At 32.8% G+C, this 20076-nt stretch carries 16 protein-coding genes; 8 read left to right on the plus strand and 8 right to left on the minus strand.

Annotated elements, in window-relative coordinates; all coding sequences use genetic code 11:
* Nucleotides 1-526 precede the first annotated feature (526 nt).
* A complete protein-coding gene (locus H277_RS0113895) occupies nucleotides 527-1819 on the plus strand; it encodes a serine hydrolase domain-containing protein (protein ID WP_019976221.1) in 1293 nt (430 codons plus the stop codon).
* Between the two features lie 40 nt (nucleotides 1820-1859).
* Here H277_RS0113895 and H277_RS0113900 read toward each other — a convergent pair whose 3' ends face one another.
* The 5 genes from H277_RS0113900 to H277_RS0113920 form a co-directional block, all read right to left on the minus strand.
* On the minus strand, nucleotides 1860-2681 hold the full coding sequence (locus H277_RS0113900) for a hypothetical protein (RefSeq protein WP_019976222.1): 822 nt from the start codon (nucleotides 2679-2681) through the stop codon (nucleotides 1860-1862).
* A 137-nt stretch (nucleotides 2682-2818) separates the two neighbouring features.
* Nucleotides 2819-5995: an efflux RND transporter permease subunit gene (locus H277_RS0113905; RefSeq protein WP_019976223.1), complete on the minus strand. Its 3177-nt coding sequence runs from the start codon at nucleotides 5993-5995 to the stop codon at nucleotides 2819-2821.
* Between the two features lie 13 nt (nucleotides 5996-6008).
* On the minus strand, nucleotides 6009-7079 hold the full coding sequence (locus tag H277_RS0113910; protein WP_019976224.1) for an efflux RND transporter periplasmic adaptor subunit: 1071 nt from the start codon (nucleotides 7077-7079) through the stop codon (nucleotides 6009-6011).
* A gap of 12 nt (nucleotides 7080-7091) precedes the next feature.
* Nucleotides 7092-8405: a TolC family protein gene (locus H277_RS0113915; protein WP_019976225.1), complete on the minus strand. Its 1314-nt coding sequence runs from the start codon at nucleotides 8403-8405 to the stop codon at nucleotides 7092-7094.
* Nucleotides 8406-8416: 11 nt separating this feature from the next.
* A complete protein-coding gene (locus H277_RS0113920; RefSeq protein WP_019976226.1) occupies nucleotides 8417-9004 on the minus strand; it encodes a TetR/AcrR family transcriptional regulator in 588 nt (195 codons plus the stop codon).
* 144 nt (nucleotides 9005-9148) lie between these two features.
* Here H277_RS0113920 and H277_RS0113925 point away from each other — a divergent pair, with 144 nt between their 5' ends.
* From H277_RS0113925 to dinB, 5 genes are all read left to right on the plus strand, one after another.
* Nucleotides 9149-10117: a YpdA family putative bacillithiol disulfide reductase gene (locus H277_RS0113925; protein WP_019976227.1), complete on the plus strand. Its 969-nt coding sequence runs from the start codon at nucleotides 9149-9151 to the stop codon at nucleotides 10115-10117.
* A 50-nt stretch (nucleotides 10118-10167) separates the two neighbouring features.
* Nucleotides 10168-10875 carry a class I SAM-dependent methyltransferase gene (locus tag H277_RS0113930; RefSeq protein WP_019976228.1) on the plus strand — a complete coding sequence of 236 codons (708 nt, stop codon included), beginning with the start codon at nucleotides 10168-10170 and terminating at the stop codon, nucleotides 10873-10875.
* 15 nt (nucleotides 10876-10890) lie between these two features.
* The gene (locus H277_RS0113935) at nucleotides 10891-11787 is read left to right on the plus strand and encodes a tyrosine-protein phosphatase (RefSeq protein ID WP_019976229.1); all 897 of its coding nucleotides are present in this window, start codon (nucleotides 10891-10893) and stop codon (nucleotides 11785-11787) included.
* A gap of 247 nt (nucleotides 11788-12034) precedes the next feature.
* Nucleotides 12035-14302, plus strand: a complete 2268-nt coding sequence (locus H277_RS0113940; RefSeq protein ID WP_019976230.1) for a cation:proton antiporter — start codon at nucleotides 12035-12037, stop codon at nucleotides 14300-14302.
* An 18-nt stretch (nucleotides 14303-14320) separates the two neighbouring features.
* Entirely contained in the window at nucleotides 14321-15400 is a 1080-nt protein-coding gene (gene dinB, locus H277_RS0113945; protein ID WP_019976231.1) for a DNA polymerase IV, read from the plus strand.
* A gap of 326 nt (nucleotides 15401-15726) precedes the next feature.
* Here dinB and H277_RS0113955 read toward each other — a convergent pair whose 3' ends face one another.
* From H277_RS0113955 to H277_RS0113965, 3 genes are read right to left on the minus strand one after another with little or no spacing between them, the layout of a single operon-like run.
* Nucleotides 15727-16788 (minus strand): agmatine deiminase family protein, encoded by a 1062-nt coding sequence (locus tag H277_RS0113955; RefSeq protein WP_019976233.1) that lies wholly within the window; start codon nucleotides 16786-16788, stop codon nucleotides 15727-15729.
* Nucleotides 16785-17498, minus strand: coding sequence for a subclass B1 metallo-beta-lactamase EBR-6 (locus tag H277_RS0113960; protein ID WP_019976234.1), 714 nt, complete (start codon nucleotides 17496-17498; stop codon nucleotides 16785-16787). The genes H277_RS0113955 and H277_RS0113960 overlap by 4 nt, the downstream gene beginning before the upstream one ends.
* 11 nt (nucleotides 17499-17509) lie before the next feature.
* Nucleotides 17510-18385 carry a carbon-nitrogen hydrolase gene (locus H277_RS0113965; protein ID WP_019976235.1) on the minus strand — a complete coding sequence of 292 codons (876 nt, stop codon included), beginning with the start codon at nucleotides 18383-18385 and terminating at the stop codon, nucleotides 17510-17512.
* A 261-nt stretch (nucleotides 18386-18646) separates the two neighbouring features.
* On the opposite strand from H277_RS0113965, the gene H277_RS0113970 reads away from it, so the two are divergent.
* Both H277_RS0113970 and H277_RS0113975 read left to right on the plus strand, forming a co-directional pair.
* Complete coding sequence (locus H277_RS0113970; protein ID WP_019976236.1) at nucleotides 18647-19291, plus strand: DUF5715 family protein; 645 nt, start codon at nucleotides 18647-18649, stop codon at nucleotides 19289-19291.
* 43 nt (nucleotides 19292-19334) lie between these two features.
* Nucleotides 19335-19916 (plus strand): DUF5715 family protein, encoded by a 582-nt coding sequence (locus tag H277_RS0113975; protein ID WP_019976237.1) that lies wholly within the window; start codon nucleotides 19335-19337, stop codon nucleotides 19914-19916.
* The last annotated feature ends 160 nt before the right edge of the window (nucleotides 19917-20076 follow it).

Raw genomic sequence — 20076 nt, forward strand, 5'->3', positions numbered from 1 at the left:
AAAGTTTTTATTTTAACAAGTCGTTTTAACTTTACTCATCAATTCATAAAAGAATCGGATCGCAAAACTAAATACTTATTTATAACTCTCAAAATTTAGTTTTAACTAAATAATTTCCGGTATTTATAAGCTCCTATGTCAACTACAATACTACTCGTCTTTCGTATTGGGATTGCAAATATACAACCCATTTTTCCGAAACTCCAAACGAAATTTACATTTATTTTACACAAATACCCTAACTCATTGTTATATCGCTAAATATTTTTTAAAAAAACATAAATTAAAACCATAATGCAACCTGATTACTGATTAAACAAGGGCAAAATCTATAGAGGTTGGCCCGGAAAATCACTAGTGCTTTGCTCTTATTCGAAAAAAAGAAAGGAGAAAAAGAGGGGGAATTAATTTTATAGAATACTTAAGTATAAACTAAAATTAAAAAATATTGAATTGCTTTTTGTAATTTTGAAACAAAGCCCTCTCCTCTACTTCTTCATCTATCAACCAATAATTATTTACAACTATGAAAAAAATAATAACGTGTTTAATTTTAGTAACGACTCAAATGAATTACGCACAAAAAGTTTTGACAGCAGAGCAATCAGATCCGAAGAATTTTAATTGGATGAAAGGATTTCCTCCGTCAAAAGAAAATATTTTATCTGCTGTAGATGGCAGTTTCTTTAATTTTCCTGCTCTGCGTTACAGTGTTTGCCATATGCGCGAATTTTTCCCAACAGCAAACGTCCCTTCTGCTCAAGAGAACAGGTATAAATGGGTTACAAAATTAGACACTTCTATAGATACTATCACTTTCTCTCCATTAGGAAGTAAAGAAACGATGACATGGAAAAAATCATTACAAAAAAATTATACCGATGGAGTTCTTATTTTACATAAAGGAAATATTGTGTACGAAAATTATTTTGGAGAATTGAATCGGCACGGAACGCATGCATTAATGTCTGTTAGTAAAACACTTGTCGGAACTTTAGGAGGAATGTTAATTGCTGAAGGCATTCTTGATGAAAATAAACCATGCAGTTATTATGTGCCTGAGCTTAAAAATTCTGCTTTTGGTGATGCTACTATACGACAAGTTCTGAATATGACAACAGCTTTACAATATAGTGAAGACTATAGTGATCCTAATGCAGAAGTATGGACATTTTCTGCTGCAGGAAATCCTTTTCCTAAACCTGCAAATTATCATGGTCCTACAAATTATTATGACTACTTAAAGACTGTGAAGAAAAACGGAGTTCATGGAGAAATTTTTGGATATAAAACGGTTAATACAGATGTTATGGGATGGATCATCACAAAAGTTCTGAATAAACCTTTACAAGAAGTATTGGCTGAAAAATTTTGGAAACCTCTGGGAACCAATTTTGATGGATATTATCAAATAGACGGTGCGGGAATAGCTTTTGCCGGAGGAGGATTTAATGCTAATTTAAGAGATTTGGCAATGTTTGGAGAAATGATTCGAAACAATGGTTACTTTAATCATACACAAATTTTACCGTCAAAATTAGTAGATGATATAAAGAAAGGAGGAAATCAGGAAGTTTTTGCTAAAGCGAATTATAACTTGTTAAAAAATTGGAGTTATAAAAATATGTGGTGGGTAACACATAACGAGCATCAAGCATTTATGGCCCGCGGCGTACATGGACAAGCTATTTATATAGACCCAAAAGCTGAAATGGTTATTGTTCGTTTTGCTTCAAACCCAGTTGCCTCCAATAGTGCGAATGATCCTTATTCTTTACCTGCCTATCATGCTGTAGCAAAATATTTATTAAATAAATAACAATAAAAGCTCAACATTTGTTGAGCTTTTATTTATACTTCTAATCTTCAGAATCTTCTATTTCAGATTGGAGACTCTCTCCAAATTCGCTCATAGCAGAATTTATAGAAATCTCATTACAATATGGAGAACCTAAATCTAACCCTTTTTGCAAAAATTGTTCAGCTTTCTCTTTTTCTCCTGTAAAATAGTAATACGTATAAAATAGTCCATATCCATCCGGATTACCTAAATCAATTACTCGTTGTGCTAATTGTTCTAATTCTTTATTCGGTTTTAATTTTAGTTCGTCCGCAGCATTTAAAGTTTCGAAAACACCACCAGATTCTTCTGCAAATTTATAGGCAAATACAACTTTACAACTTTCATCAAAACCTTCTTTACAAAGTTTAGCATTTGCAGCTTCGTTTTCTTTCAATTTTTGAATCAAACTATTTTCATCTAAGTCGAAAAGAAATGTAGCATTATTCTTAAAATTGATATCATAATTTTGAGCCATCCAATTTGCGCGTTGTGCTAACTTGGAATCCGTTTGTGGTTTATTTTCTAAAGATTTCAAATTAGATTTATAAACTTTTTTATCCACCCAATCTGAAATTCCTTTCAATTGATTTTTTTCTTTTTTGAAGATAAAAACTGTTTTTTCAACAAAAATTACAACCGAATCATTGCGTTCGAAAAACTCGTATCCATCTTCGCCAAACTCGTTGATGGTTACTTTTCCTTTTCCGTCAAATTTGAATGGATTGTATAATTCGTCTTTTGCTTTGGTTGTAAAAACGCCTTCTAACGTATTGGTCGCTTGTTGGGCAAAAAGTGTTGACACCATAAATAATGTTGCCAATAAAAATAGTTTTTTCATCTTTTAGAAAGTCTCATTTAATATTGAGTTCAAAAGTAAAGTTTTTAAAATTTAGAAAACTCACTAATTATAGTTAAAAAATAAAAAAGTCGTTCAGTTTTCTGAACGACTTTGATTAAATATCTAAAAGCGAAAGATTACTCTTCCCACTCTTCTTTTATTTGTCTTGCTTCATAATCAGCAACCATTTCTGCTTCATAATCTACTTTTTCTCCTTTTGAGAAACGACGAATTGCACTATCGAATAATGAATAAACCACAGGAACAATAATTAAGGTTAGGAATAATGATGACACTAAACCACCAATAATTACCCACGCCAAACCGTTGTTCATCTCCGCTCCTGCTCCTTTTGCTAATGCAATTGGAATCATCCCGAAAACCATTGCAATTGTTGTCATCAAAATTGGACGAAGACGCGCATGATTGGCTTGCACTAAAGCATTGTGCGTAGTTTCCCCAGCTTCTTTTCTATGATTGGTAAAGTCAACCAATAAAATGGCATTTTTACACACCAAACCAATCAACATAATCATTCCGAGAATCGTGAAAATATTCAATGAATTATTTGTTAATGCTAAAACTACGAATACTCCGATTAATGATAATGGAATAGAAAACAAGACCACGAAAGGATAAATAAACGAGTCATACAAAGCAACCATTACCAAATAAACTAAAATAACAGCTGCTAATAATGCATAGCCTAACGTCCCGAAACCTTCTGATTGATTTTCCTCATCTCCACCCCAAACATAGGAAACTCCTGTTGGTTTTTTATTATCTATTTTTTTCAGGCTTTCTTTAAAATCAGTCACAATATCTCCTGTTGTACGTCCAACAGATTGAGCTTCTACTGTAACAGAAGGCGTTTTATCACGACGCTCTAAGAAACTTGGACCGGAACTTTGTGTAACAGTCGCAAATTGATCTAATCGAATTTGCTGTCCTTTATCATTTACAAAAATCAGGCTTCTGACATCATTGATATTCGATCGGTTAAAATCATTGTACTGAATATTGATGTCATATTCGTATTCACCTGCTCTAAATTTTCCATCTGTATTTCCAGAAAAAGCAGTCTGCATTGTCAATCCTACGGTTTGAAGATTCAATCCTAAAGCTGACATTTTATCACGATCAACCTGCACATTAATTTCAGGATTACCAGCTTCTGTCGTCAACTTCACTTCCGAAGAACCTTTAATCTGTTCTAATTCATGTTTCGCTAATTCAGCAAATTTCATTGCACTTTCCAAATTCGGACCAGTCACAACCAGCGCAATCGGCGCCTGTTCAGCTCCAATAAGTCCCACCGGAACAGTTTTCACTTTGACACCAACCAGTTCTTCTTGCAATTCGCGTTTTACTTTCGCTGCATAAATAAACGAATTATCTTCACGTTCAGACTTGTCATTCAAGATAACGTCAATTTCAGACTTATAAGCTGTCGCTTGAGCAGCCCCGAACCCTTCTGAACTCTGACCAACAGTGGTAATCATATCAACAACTTCTTTTTTACCTCGTAAAAACTTCTCCGCTTTTTGTGTTACAAAGTTAGATTCTTCAATTGTTGCATCTTTTGGTAACTCCATCTGCACCAAGAATTCTCCTTTATCTGTCTTAGGAAAAAATTCTCCACCGATATATTTTCCTCCCATCAGAATTCCAATCGTTCCGAATAAAACAATGAAAACACCAATGAATACTCCAATTCGACGCGATGTAGATTTTAAACACCATTCTAACATATCAGAAATAAAATGCGTGAATTTCGTCAATTGTTTTTCAAACCAAAGAATAAATTTTTCAAAAATATTTTTTCCCGTAATATGTTCCAATTTCCCAAAGCGAGATGACAACCAAGGCACAATTGTAAAGGAAGACAATAAAGACAACAAGGTTGCGATAACAACTGTAACACAGAACTGGGAAATAATATTTGATACCAAACCAGAACTCATTGCAATTGGCAAGAATACAACTACAATTACCAATGTAATCGCAGTTACTGTAAATCCAATTTCTTTTGCCCCGTCATATGATGCTCTAATTTTCGACTTTCCCATCTCCATGTGACGGTAAATGTTTTCTAAAACCACAATCGCATCATCCACCAAAATACCAACGACAAGCGATAATCCAAGTAACGACATTAAGTTTAACGTATAGCCCATTAAATACATTCCGATAAATGTTGCAATTAACGACGCCGGAATAGAAACCATGACAATAAAAGCATTACGGATACTATGCAAAAATAAAAGCATCACAATTGCCACCAAAACTACCGCTAAAACTAAATCGAAAATAACATGATCTGCAGCTGCCAACGTAAAATCTGATGTATCATTAACAATCTGAATTTTAAGCCCTTCTTTTTTATAATCTGCTTCAACTTTCTGAATTGTTTCTTTCATCAACTCAGAAACAGCCACTGCATTTGCATCTGATTGCTTTACAACCTGAACAATAATTGCAGAACTTTGATTAACACGGGCTATTTTTTCTACTTCTTTTTGAGAGTCCTGAACAAAAGCGACTTCTGACAAACGAACCTGAATACCATTCATTGATGAAATAACTAAACTATTCAACTCATCTACCGATTTATATTTACCCGAAAGACGAATAATTGTTGAATTTTCACGCGTTTTTACACTTCCCGTCGGAAAATCTAAATTCGAGGTCAAAATCGCTTGCTGTACCTGAGGAACAGACAAACCATATCCTTTTAGTTTTACAGGATCCAAACTTACCTGGATCTCGCGTTCTTGTCCACCAATCAAATTGACCTGCGCTACTCCTGTTACACGAGATAAAACCGGTTCAATTTTTTTATCCAATAAATCATACAAATCTTTCTCTGTCAGTTTACTCGATGTCACACCAGCTGTTATAATGGGTAAATCACTTAAAGAAAACTTTGTTAACGAAGGCGGATCAACATCATCCGGTAAATCTTTTTCGATTGCGTTAATCTTACGTTGTGCATCATTCAGTGCTAAATCAGCATTGGCATCCGAATTCAACGTCACCATCACAACCGATAAACTTTCGTATGATTTAGATTCTACTTTCTTTACATTTTCTAAGGCTGCAACCGCATCTTCTATCTTTTTTGTTACAGAATTTTCAACTTCATTTGGAGAAGCTCCAGGATAAACCGTTGAAATCGTAACAACATTCGTTTCAAATTTTGGGATTAATTCGTATCCCATTTGCGTATAACTAAACAATCCTCCCAAAGTCAAAATCGTGAATAACACGATAATCATCGTAGGACGTTTAATTGATATTTCTGCTATTTTCATGGAAAAACTACTCTTATTTTACAACTTTCACTTTCGTTCCGTCTTTCAGATTAATCTGACCACTTGTCACGATTTCAGCCCCATCTTTTAATCCGCTGATAATTTCAACTTCAGTTCCAACCGTTTTTCCAATCACAACTTTCGTTAATTTTGCTGTATTATTTTCAACCACGAAAACTTGTCCAGAACTAATTCCGTTCACAAAAGCATTTGCAGGAACAACTAATACATTTTTCCCTGCATTTACATCATCTTTTGTCGAGAAAACTGCCGTTCCATACATACCAGCTTTTAAACCAGAATTATTCGAAACTTGAATTTCCACAGGGAAATTTAATGAAGCATCTGCTTTTGGCGCAATAAAAGATATTTTTCCTGCAAATTCTTGGTCAGGAAAAACACTTGCTAATACTTTGATTGTTTGTCCAACTTTCAGATTTACAACTTCGGCTTCGGTCACTGTAACTTGTAGTTTCAACTTCGATACATTTACAATATCAAACATTTGTGAGCCCGGAGCTACAACAGATCCCGGTTCAATATAACGTTTATTAATCACCCCGGAAATTGTTGCTTTTACATTCGTATCACGTACACGCAAGTTTTGAGCAGAGACTGCTGCTCTCGCATTTTTTAATTGCAAACGCGAATTATCCAACTGCTGTTTCGTAACACCTCCTGTTTTATAAGCATTTTCATAACGTTGATTATCAATAATTGCATTTTGTAAATTATTTTGTGCCTGAGTTACATCAACCTCAATCGCATCTTTTTTAATGGTAGCTAATGTCTGTCCAACAAAAACATAACTTCCCTCATCAACCAATACACGAACTATTCGTCCGGATATTTCTGAAGGAAAACTCATTTCTTGAAATGGTGCAAATGTTCCGTTAGAAGTATACTCTGTATTTAGACTTTCATATTTTGCTTTGATCGTTTTTACAACAACCTCATCATTATTTGCGTTTACAATCGCAACTTCCTCTTCTTGTTTTGCTTTATTATTTTTGATAATGTAAATCGCGCCACCAATTAAACCGGCTGCAATTAATATATAAAGTAAAGTTTTTACTGATTTCATAAAATCGGTCTATTATTGAATTAATGTTTTTAAATCTCCTTTTGCTTTGATCAATGCTATTTCAGCAATTTTATATTCCAATAAAGCATTCGAGTAATTATTTCGAGCATCTGTCAACGCATTCTCAGCATCTAAAATCTCTGTTAGATTTGCTAAACCTTGTTGATAATTATTTTGTGTATTGTCCAAAACTTTTTCAGCTAACATGACATTTTCTTCCTGAATATCTACACTTTTCAATGTATTTTCTATTTGTGCTTTTGCATTTTGATATTCCAGATTCAAACCAAGTTTTGTATCATTCATTTGCTCTTCGATATCTAACAAATCAATTTCTGCCTGATTGATTTTTGCTTTTGTAGCTCCTCCTGAAAAAATCGGAACTTTTACACTCAAACCAATTGAAGCTAAATCTGACCACGTATAATTTTTTGAGGTAATAAATTTCTCACCAAAACCTTGTACGCCGTAATTCCCAGCCAAACCAACTGTCGGATAAAGATTTGCGCGTTCTGCTTCTTTTGCAAAACCTAGCAACTCCTTTTGTTTGGATAAAACTTTAAATTCTGTTCTGTTTTCTACATCAATCTGATCTTCTAATAAAACTAAATTAGGCGTAATTGTTTCTTCTGTTAAAAGAATGGGTTGCTCTATTGGGTACCCCATATAAAATTTCAAGGCATTTTTATTAATGTCAACGGCATTTATCAATTGCTGGCGAGAAGAAGAAATGTTATTTAATTGCACAATAATCCGATCCAAATCAATTGGTTTTGCCAATCCGTTATCAACCAGGCTTTTGATAACATTTCGTACTTTATTCGTGTTTTCGTAACTTTTCTCTATCGTTTTTAATTTTTCTTCCTGGATAAAAACCTGGTAATAAGCATTTGCAACACGTTCTATGATTTGTTCGTCTGTTAAATCTGCATTAATCTGATAGAACTCTCGTGTCGATTTTGCCGCTTTAAGACCTGTAAAAACGCGTTGGTCAAAAATATTTTGATTAACTGTAATACCTAAGCTTGAATTCCAAGGTTGCCCCATTTTAATTACAGTTGTTTCTCCTCCCATTGTCAAGGCCATTTCTTGTATAATAGGATTATACTGCAATCCCGTATTTGCACTAACCTGAGGTAAAGCTCCAGCTCTTGCTTCATCAATTTTATATTCCGCTTTTTTGATTGCTAAATCAGCTCGTTTTGCATCTGCTTTATGCTGTAATGCAAAATTTACCGCATCTTTGAGTGCTATAATTTCTTGAGCGTTTGTCACATTCATTAATGCTACAATCGTTATAGAAAGGAATAATTTAAATCTCTTCATCGATTTATGTCTTATTTAAAAAGTGTATTAAGGATAATTTCTTTTCTCTCGGAAAGAATTCGTTTAAATTCGGCATCGCTAAGTTTTAAATCTAATTGTAAAAGCGGGCGAATTGTAAAAGGGTAATTAATCAAAGAAATCATATTTAACAAAAACTGGATCGGTTCCATTTTTTCAATCGTTCCTTTTACCATTTCTTCTTCCAAACGTTCATAAAAAACAATCACAACCTCGTCCAAATCGTCTTTCATCAGTTTAGAACACATTGTGTTATTTTTATTCATCTCCGTTACAATATATGTTTCCAGATATGGATATTTTATTGAAGTTGCAATAGAATCTTCTATAAACTCACCTATCATTTCTTTTATATCGCGATTTCTATCCAGAATAGAACGAGACTTTTCATTACTTACACGCGTGGCTTCTTCATAAATAATACTAATCAAATTGTTTCGCGATCTGAAATAATAATTAATCAACGTCCTGTTTACTTTTGCCTCATCTGCTATTTCTTGTGTTGTCGCATTGAATTTACCTTCGGCAAAAAACATTCTCTTCGCTGTTTCTTTGATTAATTCTTCTGTATCATCTTTCATCGTTATATGATCATTTTACTTTTAACAAATTTGTCAAACAAAATTATTAATATTTTTTGTTAATCCAAACGGTTAAATATTTTTTTTATAATTTTTGAAGAAAATAATACAATATACCGGCTTGATTATCCGTAAATTTGCCCGATGAAAGAACAATATGATTTGATTATTGTAGGTGCCGGACCAATTGGTTTAGCTTGTGCAATAGAGGCCAAAAGAAACAATCTTTCTTACTTAATTCTTGAAAAAGGTGCCTTAACAAATAGTTTATACAACTATCCTTTGTATATGACATTTTTTTCAACTGCCGAACGCTTAGAAATCGGTGATATTCCTTTTAATTGTATTGCACCAAAACCTGGTCGACAAGAAGCTTTGGAATATTATCGAAATATTCATAAATACTTTAATTTCAATTTAAATCTTTACGAAAAAGTTTTAGAAATCAATAAAATTGGGGTTGCTGACTTTGAAGTAACAACATCAAAAAATAACTATTCATCAAAAAATGTAGTCCTGGCTACCGGTTTTTATGACTTTCCTAATCTGTTGAATATTGAAGGTGAAAATTTGCCAAAAGTTCATCATTATTACAAAGAAGCGCATCCTTATTCATTTCAGAATGTTATTGTTGTCGGAGCAAATAATTCTTCGGTAGATGCAGCATTAGAATGTTACCGAAAAGGTGCAAATGTGACCATGGTAATTCGTGGAGAAGGTTTTACGCATCGATTAAAATATTGGGTTCGTCCTGACATTGAAAATCGTATCGCTGAAGGAAGTATCAACGCATATTTTAACTCCACTGTTACCTCAATTGAAGAAAACAATGTAAACATCAAAACTCCTGAAGGTCACCTTTCAATAGAAAATGATACCGTTTTGGCTTTGACAGGTTATCACCCTAACTTTAATTTTTTAGAAAATTGTGGGATTACGCTAAGTAATGATGAATTAAAAACACCTAGCTATAATCCTGAAACAATGGAAACAAACATAGAAGGATTGTATTTAGCAGGGGTTGTTTGCGGAGGAATGTTAACGAATATTTGGTTTATTGAAAATTCGCGTATACACGCTCAACAAATTATTGAAGATATTTTAGCAAAATAAACATAACATGAGATTCTGAAAACAAATTCAGAACAATAAAAAAATAACAAATGAAAGACCTTTTCGGACAAGCTATATTAGATTATCAAACCAATAATTCTCCTGAAGATTTGTATACAGAGACATCTATCTCTGAATTGGATGTAATGCCTATCAATTATCTTTTTCGAGATTATGATGAAATGCCGCTTTTGGAACAAAAAGCATTGGACTTAACCAAAGGTAAAACATTAGATGTAGGATGTGGTGCCGGATCTCATTCGCTTTATTTACAGGAAAAAGAGGTAGAGGTTTCTGCTATTGATATCTCCCCTAAGGCCATTGAAACCTGTCGTTTACGTGGTTTAAAAAATGTAAAGGTTCAAAATTTTCTCGAATTAGACGAAACTGAAAAATTTGACACTATTCTATTTTTAATGAATGGAACCGGAATTTTCCAAAATTTAGTTTTAATCAATGTTTTCTTAGATAAAATCAAACAACTTTTAACTGAAAACGGCCAAGTATTAATTGACGGAACAGACATTATTTATATGTTTGATGAGGATGAAGACGGTGGAAAATGGATTCCGAGCAATGGAAATTATTATGGCGAATTAGATTTCACCGTTCATTACAAAGGAGAACAAGAAGAAACAATTCAGTGGTTATACTTAGATTTTAATACATTAAAAAACGCCTGCAACTATCATCAGCTAAAATGCGTAAAAGTGAAAACTGAAGAAGATTCTTATCTCGCAAAAATTACTTTAGTGTAATAAAAAATAAAAACGATGAAAATAAAATGTATCACAGCTCTTTTTTTAGTTTTTCTAAATAGCTTCTTATTTTCTTGTAGCAGTTACAAAATTGAGAATGTTGAATTTTCAGAATTTTCAACCAGTAGAGAAACTCATATAAAGAAAGTAAATAATCTAAGAGCATTGGGAAAACTAACAAATCGCGACGGGAGGTTTCTGAAAGATAGTTTACTTTATCGCAGTGCAGATCTTCACAAATTAAAAGATACAGACAAAATAAAACAGTTCGATATTCAAAATATTATAGATCTCAGGACTGATGATGAAATTTCTAAAAAGCCGGATGTTGTAATTCCTCATGTCAATTATAATCATTATCCTGCTTTTACAGACAAAGAAGATCAATTAAATCAAGCCAGGAAATTAGTTTTAAAAGGTAAAGTAAATGCAACTGACGCGTACAACCGGATGATCAAATTTTACCAGGAATATCCAATTGAGAATCCGGAGATGATCAAAACAATTATCACTAAAATTCTCGATGCTGATAATCCTATTTTATATCATTGTACAGCAGGAAAAGACAGAACAGGAATGATAAGTGCATTCATCCTAAAAATCTTAAATTTTGATGATGAAACCATTTATCAGGACTACCTTTTGTCCAATAATCTAAGAAAACATATTATCCAGAAACGGTTAAATAAAGCTAAGCATTTACATTTTTTATTTCCAAAGGCAGATTTAAAAGTTTTGGAAAAATTAAGCTGGATAGAATATGATTATTTAAAAGCTGCTTTTGACGAAATTGATGCGAAATATGGTTCGTTTGACTTATATATTAAAACCGTTTTGAATATTTCTGATGAAAAAAGAAACGATTACATCAATAAGTTTACCTACATAAAAAAATCGGAGACGTTGCGCTAAAAACAAAAGACAACCGAGCACAAGACGATTTTCTTGTTCGTGTATTGGATCCGATTGCCAAAAGATATGAATCAGTACACTTCGCTCGTTTTTAACAGATCTAGCCAGGATATCAATAAAAAGCCATCAATCTTAATTCATACTTTTTATTTTTACAAAAAATTAATCATGACATAAACTTAATCAATGATTAAACAAATCATTATCCATGAAAAATCTTTAAATTAGTGGGAATTAAACGCAATTTATGGAAGGTCACTTGCCAAAACTCATTATCGATTTAGGATTAATTCTTTGTGTAGGCGCTGTTACAACGCTTATTTTTAAACGCATCAACCAACCTTTAGTTTTAGGCTATATTATTGCCGGATTTTTGGTTGGTCCTCATTTTGAATATATCCCTACTGTTGCAGAAGAGCATAATGTTGAAATATGGGCAAAAATCGGTGTAATATTTTTACTTTTTAGTCTTGGTCTTGAATTTAGTTTCAAAAAACTGCTCAATGTCGGAGGTTCAGCGTCTATTACAGCGATTGTTGAAATTATATGTATTGTCACCGTTGGTTATTTTGTTGGCCGATTCATGAATTGGTCGACGATGGACAGTATTTTCCTCGGCGGTTTATTGGCGAGTTCTTCCACAACCATTATTATCAGAGCTTTTGATGAATTAGGCTTAAAGCGAAAAAAATTTGCGAACGTCGTTTTCGGAATTTTAATTGTTGAGGATATCGTTGTCATTTTATTAATGGTAATGCTTTCTACAATGGCAGTCAGTCAGCATTTTGACGGAACCGAAATGATCAATTCCTTTGTAAAATTGGGTTTCTTTTTAGCTGTCTGGTTTATTGGAGGTATTTTTATTATTCCAACTTTTTTACGTTCAATTAAAAAATATTTAGATGACGAAACCTTGTTAATTATTTCGATAGGACTTTGTCTCGGAATGGTTTACATTGCAGACAGTGCAGGTTTCTCAATTGAATTGGGTGCTTTTGTTATGGGATCTATCCTTGCTGAAACTGTCTATGCTGAAAAAATTGAACATAATTTTCAATCTGTAAAAAACCTATTTGCAACCATCTTTTTTATTTCAATTGGAATGATGATTGATCCCGTCTCGATGTATGAGCACAAATGGGCCATTTTCATTGTCACATTGTTGACCATTATTGGAAAATTAGTTTTTACAGCTTTAGGTGCTATTATCTCCGGTCAACCTCTAAAACAGTCTGTTCAAGTCGGTATGAGCATGGCACAAATAGGTGAATTTGCATTTATTGTTGCAGGTTTAGGACTTTCACTTGGTGTAACCAGTGAGTTCCTATTTCCTGTTGCAGTAGGAGTCTCTGCCATTACAACTTTTACAACTCCGTATTTGATTAAGTCATCGGATAAGGTATATTCTTTTTTGGAAAAAATATTACCTCAAAAATTTATTCAGGGTATCGAAAAATACTCATCTGATACACAGCACATTCAGAATGAGAACAAATGGAAAGAAATTATCAAGCAAACAATTTCTACTATTTTTATTAACGGAATTATTATTATCGCAATTACACTTATCGTAAAAAGTTATTTGTTGTTCCTACTTACAGATTGGTTTACCTATTTTGGTGCAAGTTTAGTAAGTCTTGTTTTAACTTTTGTGCTTTGTATTCCTTTCATTTGGGCAATTATTGGTAATCGTCCGAAAAGAGAAATCATCAGAGAATTCTGGGACGAATCGAATTACAACCGCGCTCCTATTATTACAATCATTTCAATTCGCCTGACACTAGTTGTTGTTGCGGTTATTTTCATTTACAATCAATTTTTCTCAAGTACAATTGCTTCTATTGTTTTAACAATTGGACTTTTGATTATGATGTATTTTTTATCCAAATATTTCAATAAGTTTTACAATTATATTCAGACAAAATTTATTTATAATTTGAATGAACGCGAAATTTTGAACAAAAAAATTGAAGAACGTCAAAAGAAAGTAAAGTTTCAATACACATGGGATAACACCCATATTTCTGATATGATTGTACCTCAGAATGCAAATTTTATCGGCGTTCCTTTAGGCGACTTAGATTGGCGAACTAAATTTCAAATTAATATTGCCTACATCAAACGTGGAGATCGAATTATTCAGACCCCTAATTCGGAATCTATTTTGTATCCTTTTGATAAAATTGGAATCATTGGAACAGATGAACATATTCAACGTTTTGAAAAATACCTACAAATTATAGGGGAAACTCCACCTGAAAATAATGATTTGAAAAATACAGATAATTTCACATTGGATAAAGTTGTGATTCCACACGATTTCTGCGTCTTAGAACATAAATCAATTGGATGGGTGAAAGATACAGCAAAAGGGATTGTTGTTTCCATTGAACGTGATGGAAAAATGATTCATAACCCCGATCGAAATGTCCCAATAGAATTAGGTGATTACTTGACAATTGTTGCAGATAAGAAAAATTTAAAAACTTTTATTCAAGATTATAATTTAAAATAAAGCGAGTAATTTTGCAGTATGCAGCGTAAGATTATTCACATCGATATGGATGCTTTTTTTGCTTCTGTAGAACAGCGAGATTTCCCTGAACTGAGAGGAAAATGTATTGCTGTTGGCGGAAATGAAGAACGTGGTGTAATCGCGACAGCAAGTTATGAAGCAAGAAAATATGGTGTTGGTTCTGCTATGTCTTCTGTTGTTGCAAAACGTAAATGCCCCCAATTAATTTTTGTCAAACCTCGTTTCCATGTCTACAAAGAAGTATCGGATCAAATTCGCGCTATATTTCTTGAATATACGAATTTGGTGGAGCCATTATCTTTGGATGAAGCTTTTTTAGATGTTACACAAAATCATAAAAACATTGAAATAGCAACTGACATTGCAAAAGAAATCAAACAAAAAATAAAAGATCGAACGAATTTAACGGCTTCTGCCGGAATTTCTTTTAATAAATTTTTGGCTAAAATCGCGTCAGATTATAACAAGCCGGATGGGCTTTATGTCATTACTCCAAAAATGGCTGAATCTTTTATTCACACTCTTCCCATCAAAAAATTTCATGGAATTGGAAAAGTCACAGCAGAACGGATGCAAATGATGGGGATACATACAGGTTTAGACTTAAAAAATCTAACATTGGAAAAGCTTTTACGTGAATTCGGAAAATCCGGGCAATATTATTATAACATTGTACGAGGTATAGATTTCAGAGAAGTAAATCCTGCACGGTTGCGAAAATCATCAGGTTCAGAAACTACTTTCAGTCACGATCTGGAAACTTTAGAAGAAATGCAAATTGCATTATTTCCTTTAATGGAAGATGTTTGGAATTGGTCTTTAAAAACAACCATTTATGGGAGAACATTAACTGTAAAAATAAAGTACAATGATTTTACAGTTTCTACCAAAAGTAAATCTGCTTCATTTCCAATCAAAAACAGAGTTCTATTTGATCAAATTTGTAACGATTTATTGGCAGAAGGTTACTCTTCTCAGAAACCCGTCAGACTGTTGGGAGTTTCAATATCTAATCTTGAAAATAACCAAAAAAGAATTGGAACGCAATTGGAAATTCCTTTCAAAGAAATGCTTTAATTTTTTAAACAGATTTTATATTTTTCCGAAATAACAAAATATAAAAAATACATTATCATAGATCTATACGCTTAAAATACTCTTTATAAATAAAGAGATAATGTAGATAGTTTGTATTATTTTTTTCTCTATTTGTAGACACTTCGTTAATGCATGAAGCTTTTGTTAAAAAAAATTAATCCTGACATTTGTATGGACAAAAAAGCAATGTTTATTTACATTACTAACCAACAACCAAATGAAAGCTATTTGAATTCTCAATAGTTGACACAACCTAATTAAAAAAGCTGAGTTAACCTACTCAGCTTTTTACTTGTATTTTTATTTTATACTTTGGGTTCTTGCTGACTCAAACAATGAAAAGACCCCAGTCCCCAAATAATATCTGTAGAATCAATTCCTACAACTTTACGATCCGAAAAACATTTTTGAATAATATCTAATGCAATCGCATCTTTCGCACAGCGGTATGTTGGCACAATAACTGATTTATTCGCTATGTAGAAATTTGCATAAGAAGCTGGTAAGCGTTCTCCTTCACAATAAACAGCATCCGGCATAGGTAATTCGATGATATTTAGTCGACGTCCGTCTTCTAAATACATTTCTTGTAATTGTCGAAGGTTTACTTGTAACAACTCGTAGTTATCATCAGTTTCATCAGTTTCAACAACTGTTAAAACCGTATCTTCATTTACAAAACGAATGGTATCATCAATGTGTCCGTCTGTATCATCACCGACTATTCCATCCTCAACCCAAAGAATTTGAGAAACACCATAGTAATTTCTTAAAAATTCTTCGATTTGTTGTTGAGAATATTCCGGATTACGGTTTTCATTCAACAAACAAGATTTGGACGTCAATAATGTATTTTTCCCGTTAAATTCTACCGAACCTCCTTCCATTATAATTCCCGGATAAAAAACCGGAAGATTGAATTCTTTTCCAATTTTTGTAGGAATAATGTCATCTTTTTCAAAAGGAGGATATTTTCCTCCCCAAGCATTAAATCCCCAATCTACAATTACTTTAGGATTTTCTTTATTTTCTGAATTTAATAAAAAAGCAGGGCCATGGTCGCGGCACCATGCATCGTTTGTTTCATGAAAATAAAATTCAACTTTTGTCAAATCTGCATCCGTTTTTTCAATAAAAGACAAAGCAAACGCTTTCATTTCTTCATCTTTTACATTAATACGAACTTTTTCACCTTTCGTTAATTCAGCAATAAATTCAGCATAAGCCGGATAAATCAACTGAATACGATCTGGCCAAGATTCTTCTTTATGTGGCCAAGACAACCAAGTTGCCTCATGCTCTTCCCATTCAGCAGGAAATCTATATCCTAACTCTTTTGGAAATTTGGATGTATCTATCGTGTTCAATTCTTATTATTTTCTAAAAGTTTAAACGTATTTTCAATATGCCCGGACGCTTTCCAGTTATCATGTCCCGGAATAACTTGTTTTATAGTAGGGTATTTTGAAACCAACTTCTTCATGGTTTCTGGCCATTCAGTTATATTTGCTTCTCCGGTATACCCTAAATTTATAGCATCCGCACCTTTGATTAAACAACCTCCATTCAAAACTTTATACTTTGGAAACCAAACTACAACATTATCTTCCGTATGCCCTTGACCAAAGTATTCGACCACAAATTTTTCTTTTCCGAATGTGTACGTTTTTCCCAGTTCAATTTCGAATTTTGAAGTCGCTTTTCCTTCTTTTCTCAATATAGTATTCGTTAAAGCAGAAGCATAAGTCGGGATATTCAAATCATTATAAAAACTTAAATCGCCTGCTCTATCTTCATGAGAATGTGTCACAAAAACTGCAATAACTGGTAAATTATATTTTTTTTCTAAAAGATCATTCAATGTTTGGTACTGTGATTTTTGCCAAGGTACATCAAACAAAACAATACCTTTTTTCGTTACCAAATACATTGCATTTACATTATATTCAACTCCTTGAAATGTATTGAACGTTTGATAAACAAAAAGATTATTACGAATAGAGTCTATTTGTATCGGCTTGATTTGACCAAATGCAAAAACACTGATTAAGGTTAAAAGAGAAACTATTTTCTTCATCTACAAAATCATTAATCTTCGTCTATGAAACGTTTCGTGATGGATTGATAAGAATCGATACGACGGTCTCTTAAGAAAGGCCAGTGTTTACGGAAGAAATCAGATTCGTTAAGATCTAACTCGACAACTTCAGTTTCTTCTCTGTCGTGCGAAGCCAAATACAACAACTTCCCTTGTGCATTTGTAGCAAAAGATCCACCCCAGAACTTCATCGCTCCATCCTGTTCAAACCCTACCCGATTTACAGAAACAACAGGTACACCATTTGCTACGGCATGCGAACGTTGAATTGTTTGCCAAGCATTGTATTGATCTGTATTTGTTTCCTCATCTTGATCGGTTGCCCAACCAATAGCTGTTGGATAAAATAAAATATCAGCCCCCATTAAGGCAGTAATACGAGCTGCTTCCGGGTACCATTGATCCCAACAAATTAAAACACCAATTTTTCCAAATTTAGTATCAAATACTTTGTATCCTAAATCTCCAGGAGTAAAGTAGAATTTTTCATAGAAAGCAGGGTCATCAGGAATGTGCATTTTACGGTATTTTCCTAAATATTGTCCGTCAGCATCTAGAATAGCGGTTGTATTATGGTATAAGCCTTGCGCTCGTTTTTCGAATAAAGAAGCAATAATAACTACTCCCAATTCTTTTGCTACGACTGATAATGCATCTGTTGATGGACCAGGAATCGATTCTGCTAAATCGAAATTATCATAGTCTTCTACATCACAGAAATATAATGAAGTAAACAATTCTTGCAAACATACAATCTGAGCTCCTTTCTCAGCAGCTACTTTTACCTGTTCTATTGCTTTGTCTAAATTTTCTTGTTTGTTATTAGTACAAGTCATTTGTACCATTCCAACTTTAACTTTTGCCATTTTATAAATAGGTCTAAAAATAAAAATGAATAATAATGACAAAAATAGGGAATTTAGTATGATATAATTAATTAGAGACAATTTTTAAGAATAATTTATACATCAATATTCTCTTTTAAAGAATTACTTCAATTCATCTGATAATGCTAAATAGCGAAAAAAATTAAGAAAATTTTAAATAAAATTTACCTAAATATTATAATTTTTAACAAGTCTTTATTAAACTGTACCTTTTATTTTTGCCAGGTAATAATTTATAACATGAAAAAATTAATTGCTCTTTCTTGTCTTTTTAGCGGAATTTTTGCTTCAGCTCAAAGTCAAGAAAGTTACATTTTAGCAGAAAACACTGCTTCTTCATCCACTTCTATCACAACAAAAAAAATTACGTATGATGACCATTTAATGGCTGCTGAATCGTTCAGCATTCCAATCATTAAAAGCTTTGATGATATTGAAGGTTTAGTTGTAACGAAAAAATTGGTCGCTGTTCCTGAAGAAGGAAATGGTTACACAATTGAAAAACTAACTCATAGTAAAGCTTTTTTAAACAACAGAGCTAAAAGTGTCTTAGAAAAAATAGCTTCTAAGTTTTTGGACGAAAACAACGCAACGATTACAGTTACTTCTTTAACCAGATCAGAAGAAAGTCAAGCTAGTTTGAGACGAGTAAACAGTAATGCAGCGAAAGGAGACAGTTCTCATAACTATGGTGCATCTTTCGATTTATCGTATACCAAGTTTAATAACAAATACACGTACAATAAAAAACATCGTGATAATTTAGAAGCAATTCTGAAACAATTACAGGAAGATGGAAAAATCTATTATATAAAAGAATACAGACAGCGTTGTTTTCATGTAACAGTGAGAAACCCTGATCAATTTAAATCAACAACGCTGTAATTTATTAAAGTTCTTTTCTATTTTTGCAGGAAAGGGTTGGGTCATGAAACAATTTTTAGTTACGTTTTTTATTTGCTGTTCTTTTGTTGGTTATGCTCAGAAACGAGTAATAATTGAACCTTCCGAGGAATATATTCAGCATTTGAACGCCGCAAAATCTCATAAACTAGAATTGATTGATGGTGATAAAAAATTGAATAAATACATCAATCAGGGAAAATTAGTCAAAATAAAGCAACGTGGTTATGGTTGGCGAGTTGGTGATTTAACACACAGTCACTCTTATCTTATACCAAAAGGACGTGATGTTTTAAGTAGTATTGCGCGTGATTTTGTAAAAACTACAGGACAGAATTTTTTTGTTGTTACCTCAATGACACGAACGCTTCATGATCAAAACAGATTAAGAGGAGTTAATAAAAATGCTTCTTCTAATGACAGTTCGCATAATTTCGGTGCTGCATTTGACATTTCCTATGTACGGTTTAATCACAAAATAAGACCGGATTCTAAATTAGAAAAAGAGTTAGAACAAATCTTAAAAACTTATGTCAAAACAGGAAAAATATATTTTGTAAAAGAATCTAAAATGAAATGTTTTCATGTAATCGTTCGGAATTATTAATTCTGAACGATTTTTTCATTTTACCACACCCCACCACCTATATAAACCACTATTATATTGGGTATAATTTTACCTTTATTTAATCTTTACTTATTCTTGTATTAATCTAAAAACAGCATAAAATATAGAATTTTAGCATCTACAAAACAAGAGATGCACA

It is taken from the genome of Empedobacter brevis NBRC 14943 = ATCC 43319 (genome assembly GCF_000382425.1).
In the GTDB taxonomy this organism is placed as follows: Bacteria; Bacteroidota; Bacteroidia; order Flavobacteriales; family Weeksellaceae; genus Empedobacter; species Empedobacter brevis.